We start from the raw sequence: 12,868 nt of genomic DNA on the forward strand, positions 1-12,868 counted from the left end.
ACCTGGCCCCGGACAGCCCTTGACGTGAGCTCAGCTCCGCCGAACGGACATCCTGTGATCACTTTCACCCGAGTCGCCCTTGCCCGTTCCGTGACCCAGGTTTACTGTTCTCGATATATCGAGCCGATACATCGGCGCGACATAACGCACGGGCATACCGGCGGAGGGAGGCGGAACGACAGTGAGCAGGCGCTCGGGAGTCCTTGAGTTCGCCGTCCTCGGTCTGCTGCACGACGCCCCGATGCACGGCTACGAGCTGCGCAAGCGGCTCAACGTCCTGCTCGGCTCGTTCCGCGCGTTCTCCTACGGCACGCTCTACCCCTGCCTGAAGAGCCTGGTGGCCCAGGGCTTCCTGGTCGAGGACAACCCGGACACCGAGTACGTCCCCGCCACCGCGCTCAACGGCAAGCGGTCGAAGATCGTCTACCGGCTGTCCGCCGAGGGCAAGCAGCGTTTCGAGGAGCTGCTCGCCGACTCGGGCCCGGACGCCTGGGAGGACGAGCACTTCGGCGTGCACTTCGCCTTCTTCGGTCAGACCGACCGGGCCGTGCGGATGCGCGTCCTGGAAGGCCGCCGCAGCCGGCTGGAGGAGCGGCTGGAGCGGATGCGCAGCTCGATCGCCCGTACCCGCGAGCGGTTCGACGACTACACACTCGAACTGCAGCGGCACGGTCTCGAATCGGTGGAGCGCGAGGTCCGCTGGCTCAACGAGCTGATCGAGACCGAGCGAGCCAACCGCACGGGGCGCCCAGGGGCGCCCGGTGACACCAGTACTTCGGACGGCCGTGGCCAGGAGGCCGGGTCCCCGGACCCGCCGAGGCCACCGCACGACCGCCCGGGGCGTTCCTGACGGAGCGCTGAACTCGCCGCGACCCTCTGGTGCGCGCGGCGGGACTGGGCGCGTCGCGCCCACCAGAGAAGAGAAGTTGAGCGAGGCCGCCCGATCGGGCGGGTCTCATGATTCAAAGGGAGCAACCGGAATGGGTTCGGTTCGCGTAGCCATCGTGGGCGTCGGCAACTGTGCCGCGTCGCTGGTTCAGGGTGTCGAGTACTACAAGGACGCCGACCCCGCCGGCAAGGTCCCTGGGCTGATGCACGTGCAGTTCGGCGAGTACCACGTCGGTGACGTGGAGTTCGTCGCCGCGTTCGACGTCGACGCCAAGAAGGTCGGCTTCGACCTCGCGGACGCCATCGGCGCCAGCGAGAACAACACCATCAAGATCTGCGACGTGCCGCCGACCGGCGTCACCGTGCAGCGTGGTCACACCCTCGACGGTCTCGGCAAGTACTACCTCGAGACCATCGAGCAGTCCGACGAGGCCCCGGTCGACGTCGTGCAGGTCCTGAAGGACCGCCAGGTCGACGTCCTGGTCTGCTACCTGCCGGTGGGTTCCGAGGACGCCGCCCGCTTCTACGCCCAGTGCGCGCTCGACGCCAAGGTCGGCTTCGTGAACGCCCTCCCGGTGTTCATCGCCGGCACCAAGGAGTGGGCGGACAAGTTCACCGAGGCCGGCGTGCCGATCGTCGGTGACGACATCAAGTCGCAGGTCGGCGCGACCATCACGCACCGCGTGATGGCGAAGCTCTTCGAGGACCGCGGTGTCCTGCTGGAGCGCACCATGCAGCTGAACGTCGGCGGCAACATGGACTTCAAGAACATGCTCGAGCGTGACCGCCTCGAGTCCAAGAAGATCTCGAAGACCAACGCCGTCACCTCCCAGGTCCGGGACCGCGACCTGGGCGCCAAGAACGTCCACATCGGCCCGTCCGACTACGTCGCGTGGCTCGACGACCGCAAGTGGGCGTACGTCCGCCTCGAGGGTCGCGCCTTCGGCGACGTCCCGCTGAACCTCGAGTACAAGCTCGAGGTCTGGGACTCCCCGAACTCGGCCGGTGTCATCATCGACGCCGTCCGCGCCGCGAAGATCGCCATGGACCGGGGCATCGGTGGCCCGATCCTGTCGGCGTCCTCGTACTTCATGAAGTCCCCGCCGGTGCAGTACTTCGACGACGAGGCCCGCGACAACGTGGAGAAGTTCATCCGCGGCGAGGTCGAGCGCTGAAGTTCCTGAGCTGACGCCCCGGAGGGCCCTGACCCATGGTCAGGGCCCTCCGGGGTTTTCGGCGGTGACGCCGAGTCGGGTGCCTGGCCGGGTGTCCGGTCGGGGTGTCCGGCCATGTTTCACGTGAAACATCGGCACCGACCATGGCACCCTGGGCGGGTGGCTCAGACGGGGAACGGCGGCAACTCACTCACCGGCCTGTTCCGGGCTGCCGATTTCCGGCGACTGCTCACCGCCCGGGTGCTCTCCCAGCTCTCCGACGGGGTCTTCCAGATCTCGCTGGCCTCGTACGTGATCTTCTCGCCCGAGCGCCAGTCCAGCCCGGCCGACATCGCCTCGGTCCTGCTGGTGCTGCTGCTGCCGTTCTCGCTGATCGGCCCGTTCGCCGGCGTCCTGCTCGACCGCTGGCGCCGACGGCAGGTGCTCTACCTCGGCAACCTGGCCCGCTGCGGGCTCGGGTTGGTGACCGGAGCCCTGCTGCTGGCCCGGATGCCGGACTGGCTCTTCCTCGGCGCGGCCCTGCTGGTCACCGCCCTCAACCGGTTCATCCTGGCCGGACTCTCCGCCGCGCTGCCCCGGGTGGTCGCCCGGCCCGAGCAGCTGGTCACCGCGAACGCTCTCTCCCCCACCCTCGGCACCGTCGCCGCGTTCTGCGGCGGCGGCCTCGGCTTCGTGGTCCACCTGATCCTGCCGCCCGGCCCCCGGGCCGACGCCCTGCTGGTCACCGTCGCCGCCCTGCTCTACCTGAGCGCCGCCCTGACCGCGCTGCGGATGGACCCCGACCTGCTCGGCCCCGACCGCCACCCGGACCGGCCGCCTCTGCGCCGGGCGCTCGGCCTGGCCGCCCGTGAACTCGCCGACGGTGTACGCCACTTGGTCCGGGACTGCCGACCGGCCGCGCACGCCCTGGCCGCCGTCACCGCCGCCCGTTTCTGCTACGGGATCCTGGTCGTGGTCCTGCTGATGCTCTCCCGCTACACCTTCAACAACCCCACCGACAGCGCCGCCGGCATGACCACCCTCGGCCAGGCCCTCTTCGTCTCCGCCGTCGGCTTCTTCCTCGCCGCCGTCATCAGCCCCTGGTGCACCCGCCGCCTCGGCCTCTCCGGCTGGCTCACCACCTGCGCCGCCTCGGCCGCCGCCTTCGTCCCCACCCTCGGCCTGACCTTCTCCCTCGGCCCCACCATGGCCGCCGCCCTGCTGCTCGGCGTGGTCACCCAGGGCATCAAGATCTGCGCCGACACCGTCGTCCAGGAGTCCGTCGAGGACGCCTACCGCGGCCGCGTCTTCGCCATCTACGACGTCCTCTTCAACCTCGCCTTCGTCGCCGCCGCCTTCGTCACCGCCCTCGTCCTCCCCCTCGACGGCCGCTCCGTCCCACTGATGCTCGGCGTCGCCGTGCTCTACGCTCTGACCGCCGCCCTGTACGCCCACGCGGCCCGCCGGTCCCCCGTCCCGGCCACGGCTGGATCCCACTGAGTTGCTTCGAGCAACCCGGTACCCGTTGGCCGGCGCCTCGACCCGGCCGGCCACCGTCGATCTTGTGATCCGACAATTCGGGCGCGGCGGTCACGGTTGGATGTCCATTCCCCCACCTACGCCGAACTGGCTTCCGAACGCCGCTGACCTGCCGATAGTTTGCACCGTTCACTTCCGGCACATCAGTCACACTCGGGGGAATCCCATGTCCACTCCGCCTCCCCAGCAGGTCCCGTACGGCGCTCCGCCCGTCGACCCGGCCGCTGCGGCTCCGCCCATTCCGGCCCAGCCGTTCGAACAGTCCCAGCAGTTCCAGCAGGGGCTGCCGGCCGGTCCGTTCTGCCGTTTCTGTGGTTCGGCTCCTGCGGTGGAGGCCACCATCCGCGGGCACCAGGGCTTCCTGGTCATCATGAAGTTCCTCAAGCTGCAGGGCCCGTTCTGCCGGACCTGCGGTATCGCCGCGCACCGGGACATGACGGCGAAGAGCCTCTGGCAGGGCTGGTGGGGCATCGCGTCGATGATCATCAACCCGATCACCATGCTGATCAACATCCCGCAGCGGGCGAAGATCAACAAGCTGGCCGAGCCCATCCCCGGTGCCCCCGGGCAGCCGATGAACCCGGGCAAGCCGGTGTTCCAGCGCGCGGCCATCCTGGGCCTGCTGCTGCCGGTGATCGTCGCGCTGGCCATCGGGTTCTCGGTCAAGAGCGACCCGGAGTACGCCTCGATCGGTGAGTGCGTGCACAACCGGAACACCACCGTGGCGGCCGGCACCGAGGACAACCACCCCGACGTGGTGGTGCTCGACTGCTCGGACCCGAAGGCCGAGGCGAAGATCGTCGGCAAGGTGGACAACACCACCGACGGCAAGGTCTGCGACAAGTTCCCCGAGTCGGACGGCTACTACTACGAGGAGAAGGGCTCGCAGAAGTTCATGCTCTGCCTGCAGTTCTTCGACAAGTAAGCACTGACGAAAGCTGAGGGGGCGTCCGATTCGGACGCCCCCTCAGTTCGTTCCTACTGCTGTTCCGCCCACCACTCGCGCAGCGCCGCCTCCGCCGCCTCGAGCTCCATCGGCCCGTGCTCCAGCCGGAGTTCGAGCAGGTGCTTGTACGCCTTGCCGACCTGCGGGCCCGGCTTGAGGTCGAGCAGCCGCATGATCTCGTTGCCGTCCAGCGCCGGGCGGATGGCGTCCAGCTGCTCCTGCTCGCGGAGCTCGGAGATCCGGGTCTCCAGCGAGTCGTACGTCCGGGAGAGGGCGGCGGCCTTCTTCCGGTTGCGGGTGGTGCAGTCGGAGCGGGTGAGCTTGTGCAGCCGCTCCAGTAGCGGGCCCGCGTCGGTGACGTAGCGACGGACCGCCGAGTCGGTCCACTCCCCGCCGCCGTAGCCGTGGAAGCGCAGGTGCAGCTCGACCAGCCGCGAGACCTCCTCGGTCAGGTCCTTGGAGTACTTCAGGTCCCGCATCCGCTTGCCGGTCATCTTGGCGCCGACCACCTCGTGGTGGTGGAAGGACACCCGGCCGTCGGACTCGAACCGCCGGGTCCGCGGCTTGCCGATGTCGTGCAGCAGCGCGGCCAGCCGCAGCACCAGGTCGGGCCCGTCCTGCTCCAGCGCGATGGCCTGCTCCAGCACGGTCAGCGAGTGCTCGTAGACGTCCTTGTGCCGGTGGTGCTCGTCGCTCTCCAGCCGGAGCGCGGGGAGTTCGGGCAGCACGTGGTCGGCCAGGCCGGTGTCGACCAGCAGCCGCAGGCCCTTCACCGGGTGCTCGGCGAGCAGCAGCTTGTTGAGCTCGGCCTGCACCCGCTCGGCGGAGACGATGGTGATCCGCTCGGCCATCGCGGTCATCGCGGCGACCACCTCGGGAGCGGGCTCGAAGTCCAGCTGGGCGGCGAACCTGGCCGCCCGCATCATCCGCAGCGGGTCGTCGGAGAAGGACTCCTCGGGCGTGGCGGGGGTGCGCAGCACCCGGGCCTCCAGGTCGTCCAGACCGTGGTGCGGGTCGACGAAGCCGCGGCCCGGCAGGTCGACGGCCATCGCGTTGACGGTGAAGTCCCGCCGGACCAGGTCCTGTTCGATGGTCTCGCCGTAGGTCACCTCGGGCTTGCGCGACGTGCGGTCGTACGCCTCGCTGCGGTAGGTGGTGATCTCGATCAGGAACGAGCCGTCCACGGTGTCCTTGCGAGCGCCGACGGTGCCGAAGGCGATGCCGACGTCCCAGACCGCGTCCGCCCAGCCCTTCACCAGCTTGAGCACCTGCTCGGGGCGGGCGTCGGTGGTGAAGTCGAGGTCGTTGCCGAGCCGGCCGAGCAGCGCGTCCCGGACCGAGCCGCCGACCAGGGCCAGCCGGTGCCCGGCGGCCTGGAACCGCTCGGCGATCTCGTCCGCCACCGGGGAGACCCGGAGCAGTTCTTGCAGGCCGAGGGCCTGCGCCTCGCTCAGCCCTGGGGCGGCGGCACGGGCGTCGGTGCTGGACGGACTGGCGCTGGACTCATTGACAGTGGACACGGCTCACAAGGGTACGTGCCCACCCCGCCCCGCCGTCGCCAGGTTTTCCGCCGGTCAGCCCCCAACCCGCAACACCACCGGACCACCGGCCTCGTTACCATGCCGGTGGAGAGATCCCGGCCCGGGCCGTCGGCCGCCGCTGTGGGTCCCCGTCCAGGACTGAATTCAGTTCCAACCCGATCCAGAACGGCGAGGTCGAAGCGTGGTTGAGCCGGTACGGCAGTCGGGTCCGCGTACGGTGGCCCGCACCCGAACGGGCCGGGTGGCCAGACAGCTCTCCGGCCTGCTGGCATTCGGCGCCGTCCTGGTCCCCGGCGTGCTGCCGGCCGCGGCCGCACCGGTCGGCTTCGTCGCCGCCTCCCCGGAGTACCCGGCCACCGTCGCCGTCGACTCGGTCGCGCCCAAGGGGTGGGCAGCGGCGGGCGACACCGTGACGGTCAACGGCGTGGTCACCAACTCCGGTTCGGCCGCGCTGAAGGACGTCACCGTGAGCATCCGGCAGCAGTCGGCCTCCGGCCGGACGCTGGCCAGCCGCAGCAGCCTCGACCAGCTCGTCCGGCGCGGTGAGCCGGCCGGCGCGGACGGCACCCCGGTCGCGGCGAGCCGGAAGGGCCTGGGCACGCTGGCGGCGGGCCAGAGCAGTCCCTACACCGTCCAGGTGTCGGTCGCCGATCTCAAGGTCGGCAAGGGCGGGGTGTACGAGCTGGCGGTGGACGTGGCCGGCGTCACCCCGGACGACGAGGACCCGCACACCCTCGGCATCGCCCGGACCTTCCTCCCGTACAGGAGCGAGGCGATCGCCCACCCGACCCAGCTCGCGGTGGTCTGGCCGATCACCCACACGCCCGAGCTGGTGGCCCAGACCATGCAGGACAACGACCCGGTGCCGGTGCTGCGGGACGACAGCCTGGCCACCGAGCTGGCCCCGGGCGGGCGGCTCGGACAGCTGGTGCAGACCGGCGGTCAGCTGCCCGGGCTGACCTGGGTGATCGACCCCGACCTGCTGGACACCGTGTTCGCGATGACCAAGCCGTACCGGGTCCAGAAGCCGAACACCGCCGGGGAGCCCGCCAAGGAGAGCAACACCGTCCCCGGCACCGGCAAGGACGCCGCCACGGAGTGGCTCAAGCAGCTCCGCACCGCAGTGGCCGGAGCGGGCAGCCAGGTGGTCGCGCTGCCGTACGCCGACCCGGACCTGGCCTCGATCGCCCACAACGGCGCGGGCCTGAACGGAATGGCCGACGCGCTCCGCAAGGCCGGGACGGCCGGTGAGGTGACGGCCGAGGGCCGGCTGTCCACCGATGCCCGGGCCGACGTCGCCTGGCCCTACCAGGGCTACCTGGACCAGCAGATCGCCGCCACCGCCCTGGCCGCCGGGGAGAACCTGGTGCTGACCAGCAGTGCGAGCCTGCCGGACACCTCGATGAACTACACGCCGAGCGCCGCCCGGCCGATCGGCAACGGGCAGACCGCCGTGGTCGCCGACTCCACCGTCTCCGACCTGTTCCAGCCCGACCTGTCCTCCCCGCAGGCCCGGAGCGCGGCCGTCCAGCGCTTCCTGGCCGAGACCATGGTGATCAACCGTCAGCTGCCGGAGACCCCGCGCACCCTGCTGGTGCTGCCGCCCCGCAACCTCACCACCGGCTCCGCCGGTGCGCTGGCCGAGGCGGTCACCCAGGCCCAGCAGGGTGGCTGGGCCAAGCTGGTGAACCTCCAGACCGTGGCCACCGCTCCGGCCGATCCGGACGCCAATACCACCGTCCCCGGCCCGGCCGACTACCCGCAGCGGCTGCGCGCGAGCGAGCTGTCCGCCGCGACGCTCGGTCAGGTGATGGACATCCAGGGCAAGCTGGACCAGCTGCTCTTCATCCTCACCCAGCCCCAGCGGGTGCGCGGCCCGTTCAGCGCCGCCATGGTCCGCTCGATGTCCACCGCCTGGCGGGACCAGAGCGCGGAGGGCAGCTCGTACCGGAAGGGCGTGCAGGACTACCTGGTCAGTCTGATCGGCGCGGTCAAGCTCACCCCCAAGAGCACGGTCACCCTCGCAGGTGACACCGGCACCGTCCTGGTCAGCGTGAAGAACGACCTCAACCAGGCGGTCGGCAACCTCCGGGTCAAGCTGAGCTCCAGTCAGCCGAACCGGGTCAACGTGGGCCTCCAGAAGGACGTGCTGCTGGAGGCCGTCACCAGCCAGACCCTGCACTTCCCGGCCAGCGCCCGGAACAACGGCAAGGTGCAGATGACCGCCCAGCTGATGACCACCGGCACCCACGAGGAGGCGTACGGCAAACCGGTCGTCTTCACGGTCGAGGTCACCTCGGTCACCTCCGGCGTGCTGTACGCGATCGGCGGCGGCGTGCTCCTGATACTGCTGGCCGCCGTCCGGTTCACCCTCCAGCGGCGCAAGCGGGCTGCGGAGCCCGACGAGGAGGAGGGAGGCGCGGCGCAGGAGTCCGGCGCAGATGCCGAGGAACACGCCCCCGGTGATGAGAAGGTGGGGCACTGAGGCGGCCCCTTCCGGGCAGCCGTACCCGAGCATCGATGAGGTGGCATGAGCGGGCCGCGCGAGGAGCGAGCACAGGGTCGTGAGCAGAGTCGCGCCGCCACGGGCCAGGACGGTGCGGCCGAGCAGCCCGCCGACTGGTACCTGACGGACACCTACGCCCAGGACCCGTACGCCGCCGACCCGTTCCCGAACGAGGCCGGGGCCGACCCGTACGGGCTGCGGACCCCGGCGCTGCCGCAGCAGCAGGCCACCCAGGACGACCCGCAGACCCTCCAGCTGCTCCAGCCCTCGCACCACGAGCCCGAGGCCGGTCTGACCGCGCCCACCCCGCGCTGGCCGGCCGTGGCCGCCGACGCACCGTCAGGGGATACCGGCGCGGGCGGCCCACGGCACTCCGAGAGCACCGAGTACGTCGGCGTGGACACCCTGCTGGCGAAGGCCGAGGAACCCCGCCCCTTCGTCCCGCCGATCGAGTTCGACCCCCCGCTCTCCGAGGCGGAGACATCCGGCCCCGAGCTGCCGCCCGAGCCGGAGCCGGAGCCGGCGGCGGACCACCGGCCGGAGTCGTCCGGTGGCGGAAAGATCAGCAGTCTGGTGAACTCCAGCGCGATCATGGCCGCCGGCACCCTGGTCTCCCGGGGCACCGGATTCCTGCGCACCATGGTGATCGCCGCCGCGATCGGCGTCGGCACCATGGGCGACTCGTACAACGCCGCCAACACGCTGCCCACCCTGCTCTACATCCTGATCGGCGGCGGCGCGCTGAACGCGGTGTTCGTCCCCCAGCTGGTCCGCGCGATGAAGCAGGACGAGGACGGCGGCACCGCCTACGCCAACCGGCTGCTCACCCTGGTGATGGCCGGCCTGGCCGGGGTCGTCTTCCTCGCCGTGCTGGGCGCACCGCTGCTGGTCCAGCTGATCTCGCACTCGCTGATGCGGGACCAGGCGAGCGCCGACACCACGGTGGCGCTGGCCCGGTACTGCCTGCCGACCATCTTCTTCATGGGCATCCATGTGGTGATGGGTCAGATCCTGAACGCCCGGGGCCGGTTCGGCGCGATGATGTGGACCCCGGTCCTCAACAACATCGTGGTGATCTTCACCTTCGGGATGTACATCTGGGTCTTCGGCGCCTTCCAGCGCACCGAGGTCACCCCCGCCACCATCTCCCCCGAGGGCATCCGGCTGCTCGGCCTGGGCACCCTGCTCGGCCTGGCCGTCCAGGCGCTCTCGATGATCCCCTACCTGCGGGCCGCCGACTTCCACTTCAGGCCGCGCTTCGACTGGCGCGGCCACGGCCTCGGCAAGGCCGCCCGGCTGGCCAAGTGGACCTTCCTGTTCGTGCTCGCCAACCAGGCCGGCTTCCTGGTGATCACCCAGCTCGCCACCGCGGCCGGCGCCGCCGCCGAGAAGACCGGGCACCTCGGGGTCGGCCTGGCCGCCTACTCCAACGCCCTGCTGATCTGGCAGCTCCCGATGGCCGTGATCACCGTCTCGGTGATGAGCGCGGTGCTCCCCCGGCTCTCCCGCTCGGCGGCCGACGGCGACGCCGGCGCGGTCCGGGACGACCTCTCGTACGGGCTGCGCACCTCGGCGGTGGCGATCGTGCCCGCCGCCTTCCTGTTCCTCGCGCTCGGCCCGGTGATCGGCAGCGCGATCTACGGCCTGGGCAACGGCGGCGCGGTCGCGCACAGCACCACGGCGGTCGGCTACATGCTCTCGGCCTTCGCGCTGGGCCTGATCCCGTACTCCGTCCAGTACGTGCTGCTGCGCGGCTTCTACGCCTACGAGGACACCCGGACGCCGTTCTCCAACACGCTCTGGGTGGCCCTCTGCCAGGCCGCCACGGCAGTGCTCTGCTGGTTCGTGCTGCCCGCCCAGTGGGCGGTCACCGGGATGGCCTTCGGCTACGGCCTCTCCTACGCGGTCGGCGTCGCGGTCGCGGTGCCCAAGCTCAAGGCGAAGATCGGCGGTCTGGACACCGGCCGGATCGCCAAGACCTACATCCGGCTGGCGATCGCCTCGCTGCCCGCCGCCGTCCTCGGCCTGGCTGCCAGTCTGCTGCTGAACGACCTGCTCACCGGCCTGCTCGGTGACTGGGCGGGCGCGGTGGTCACGGTCCTGCTGGCGGGCGGACTGCAGCTCACGGTGTTCGCACTGGTCGCCCGCCGGATGCGGATCGAGGAGCTGAACGCGATGATCGGTATGGTGCGTAGCCGACTCGGCCGCTGACCGGGCGTCAGCCGGGATCTTCCGCTCCCTCAGTCCGGGTGCCACCGCCCGGAGTCGGGCCGGACGGTCGCAACCGGAACGCAACCAGCCGGACCGCCCAACGGTCGTAGCAGGGGAGGAAGAGTGGGCACAATTGTCCTGGCACGCTGCCGCCCCCAGGGGCCGGGCGGACGGCCGGTTTTCCGGGACCCGGGGCGACACAAGGGGAGGCAGGACAACGGTGGCTGATGGCACCAAGGCGGTTGTCGGCACGTCCGTAGCGGACGACGAGACGGCACCGGCCACCACAGCCGGGGAGACCCCGGCCGACGAACCGACGGCGGAGAGCTCCGCCGAGGCCACCGCCCCCCTGTCGGCCGCCGAGATCGCCGCGGAGCTCACCGGCCGGCCGCCGAAGTCCGGCCCGGCCGCCGAGGTCGCCGACACCGCTGAGGCCGCCGATACCGCGCCGACAGAGCAGGACGAGCAGGCCGAGGACGAGACGGAGTTCGACCCGGCCGCCACCCTGGACCAGCCGACCGGCGAGCTCCCGCTGCTCCGCCCCGCCCCCGACCGGCACAGCGGCGACCGGATCGCCGACCGCTACCGGCTGGAGGAGTGCATCACCCAGTCCGAGTTCTTCAGCAGCTGGCGCGCGGTGGACGAGAAGCTCCGCCGCGCGGTCGGCGTCCACCTGCTCGCCGCCGGACACCAGCGCGCCCGGGGCGTGCTGGCCGCCGCCAAGTCCGCCGCCCTGCTCGGCGACCTGCGCTTCGTCCAGGTGCTCGACGCGGTCCAGGAGGGCGACCACGTCTACGTGATCCGGGAGTGGCTGCCCGGCGCCGCCGACCTGGCCCAACTGCTCGCCGACGGACCGCTGGAGCCGTACGACGCGTACCAGATGGTCCGTCAGGTCGCCGAGGCGATCGCGGCGGCCCACAAGCGCGGCCAGGCCCACCTGCGGCTCACCCCGAGGTGCGTGCTGCGCACCGAGAGCGGGCAGTACCGGATCAACGGCATCGCGGTGGACGCCGCGCTGCGCGGGCTGCCGGACGACGACGCCGCGCTCACCGACACCCGGGCGATCGGCGCACTGCTGTACGCGGCGCTGACCCACCGCTGGCCCTACCCGGAGGACCGGTACGACCTGCAGGGGCTGCCCAAGGGCCTCGGCTGCGTCCCGCCGGACCAGGTCAGGGCGGGCGTGCACAAGGGCCTGGCCGAGATCGCCGCCCGGGCCCTGTGCGAGCAGCCGCCGCACCACCAGGACCCGATCACCACGCCGGAGGAACTGGCCAGGGCCATCGCGCTGATGCCGAAGATCCGGCAGCCCGAGCCGCCCCCGCCACCGGCCTTCACCCCGCCGCCCCGACCACCGCGGCCGCAGCAGCACCGCCCGCAGATCCGGCTCGCCGACGGCCCGGCCCCGATGGGCACCCCGGCGACCGCTGCCCGGCCGAGCCGCCCCCGGCTGCGCAGGCTGGTCCGGGTGACCGCCTCGCTGGTCGCCCTGGCCGCGATCGGGGTGGCCTCCTGGCAGCTCGTCAGCAATCTCCACCTGCACGACAGCAACAGCGTCGACGGGCAACCGCCGCCGCCCGGCCAGAGCGCCCCGGCCTCCCCCGGCACCGTCGTCGCCAAGCCGGTCACGATCGCCGGAGCCATCCCGTTCAACGCACTCGGCGACGACAAGGACCAGCACCTCATCGAGGCCCCGCTGGCCTTCGACGGCAACCCGGCCACCGGCTGGCAGACCTCGGGCTACGAGGACAACCTGGGCGGCGACTACCGCCCCGGTACCGGGCTGCTGATCGACCTCGGCTCGGTCCAGCAGGTCGGCTCGGTCGAGGTCCAGCTCGGCGGTCCCAGCACGGTCCAGCTCCGGGCCACGTCCAAGGACACCCTGACCGCTCCCCCGGCCACCAAGGCGGGCCTGGACAGCCTGAGCGCACCGGCCGCTCAGGGCACCGGCACCACGGTGCAGCTGACGCCCGCCCAACCACTCACCACCCGCTACCTCTTGATCTGGCTGACCAGCGTCCCCAAGGATGGCTCCGACGGGAAGTACCGCGGCAAGATCGCCGAGGTGAAGGTCACCAGCTGA

The 12,868-nt window shown here is 71.2% G+C and carries 8 protein-coding genes; 7 read left to right on the plus strand and 1 reads right to left on the minus strand.

Annotated features, from left to right (window positions below; genetic code table 11):
• Positions 1 to 181 precede the first annotated feature (181 nt).
• The 4 genes from ASC99_RS04655 (at position 182) to ASC99_RS04670 (ending at position 4,506) form a co-directional block, all read left to right on the plus strand.
• Entirely contained in the window at positions 182 to 850 is a 669-nt protein-coding gene (locus ASC99_RS04655) for a PadR family transcriptional regulator (protein WP_057228555.1), read from the plus strand.
• Between the two features lie 130 nt (positions 851 to 980).
• Positions 981 to 2,063 carry an inositol-3-phosphate synthase gene (locus ASC99_RS04660; RefSeq protein ID WP_057228557.1) on the plus strand — a complete coding sequence of 361 codons (1,083 nt, stop codon included), beginning with the start codon at positions 981 to 983 and terminating at the stop codon, positions 2,061 to 2,063.
• 159 nt (positions 2,064 to 2,222) lie between these two features.
• Positions 2,223 to 3,542 (plus strand): MFS transporter, encoded by a 1,320-nt coding sequence (locus ASC99_RS04665; RefSeq protein ID WP_235502817.1) that lies wholly within the window; start codon positions 2,223 to 2,225, stop codon positions 3,540 to 3,542.
• 205 nt (positions 3,543 to 3,747) lie between these two features.
• Positions 3,748 to 4,506, plus strand: a complete 759-nt coding sequence (locus tag ASC99_RS04670) for a hypothetical protein (RefSeq protein WP_057228559.1) — start codon at positions 3,748 to 3,750, stop codon at positions 4,504 to 4,506.
• A 53-nt stretch (positions 4,507 to 4,559) separates the two neighbouring features.
• Here the strand turns inward: ASC99_RS04670 and ASC99_RS04675 are convergent, their stop codons facing one another.
• The gene (locus ASC99_RS04675) at positions 4,560 to 5,981 is read right to left on the minus strand and encodes a CCA tRNA nucleotidyltransferase (protein WP_200948276.1); all 1,422 of its coding nucleotides are present in this window, start codon (positions 5,979 to 5,981) and stop codon (positions 4,560 to 4,562) included.
• Positions 5,982 to 6,249: 268 nt separating this feature from the next.
• Here ASC99_RS04675 and ASC99_RS04680 point away from each other — a divergent pair, with 268 nt between their 5' ends.
• From ASC99_RS04680 to ASC99_RS04690, 3 genes are all read left to right on the plus strand, one after another.
• The gene (locus tag ASC99_RS04680) at positions 6,250 to 8,553 is read left to right on the plus strand and encodes a DUF6049 family protein (RefSeq protein ID WP_157531368.1); all 2,304 of its coding nucleotides are present in this window, start codon (positions 6,250 to 6,252) and stop codon (positions 8,551 to 8,553) included.
• A 45-nt stretch (positions 8,554 to 8,598) separates the two neighbouring features.
• A complete protein-coding gene (gene murJ, locus ASC99_RS04685; RefSeq protein ID WP_057228566.1) occupies positions 8,599 to 10,785 on the plus strand; it encodes a murein biosynthesis integral membrane protein MurJ in 2,187 nt (728 codons plus the stop codon).
• A gap of 220 nt (positions 10,786 to 11,005) precedes the next feature.
• On the plus strand, positions 11,006 to 12,868 hold the full coding sequence (locus ASC99_RS04690; RefSeq protein ID WP_057228568.1) for a protein kinase family protein: 1,863 nt from the start codon (positions 11,006 to 11,008) through the stop codon (positions 12,866 to 12,868).

Source organism: Kitasatospora sp. Root107, assembly GCF_001424875.1.
Taxonomy (GTDB): domain Bacteria; phylum Actinomycetota; class Actinomycetes; order Streptomycetales; family Streptomycetaceae; genus Kitasatospora.

What these genes read in the sequence shown, in the direction of transcription:
- murJ (WP_057228566.1), top strand. Translation starts at nt 8,599, where the DNA reads ATGAGCGGGCCGCGCGAGGAGCGAGCACAGGGTCGTGAGCAGAGTCGC.
- ASC99_RS04670 (WP_057228559.1), top strand. Translation starts at nt 3,748, where the DNA reads ATGTCCACTCCGCCTCCCCAGCAGGTCCCGTACGGCGCTCCGCCCGTC.
- ASC99_RS04660 (WP_057228557.1), top strand. Translation starts at nt 981, where the DNA reads ATGGGTTCGGTTCGCGTAGCCATCGTGGGCGTCGGCAACTGTGCCGCG.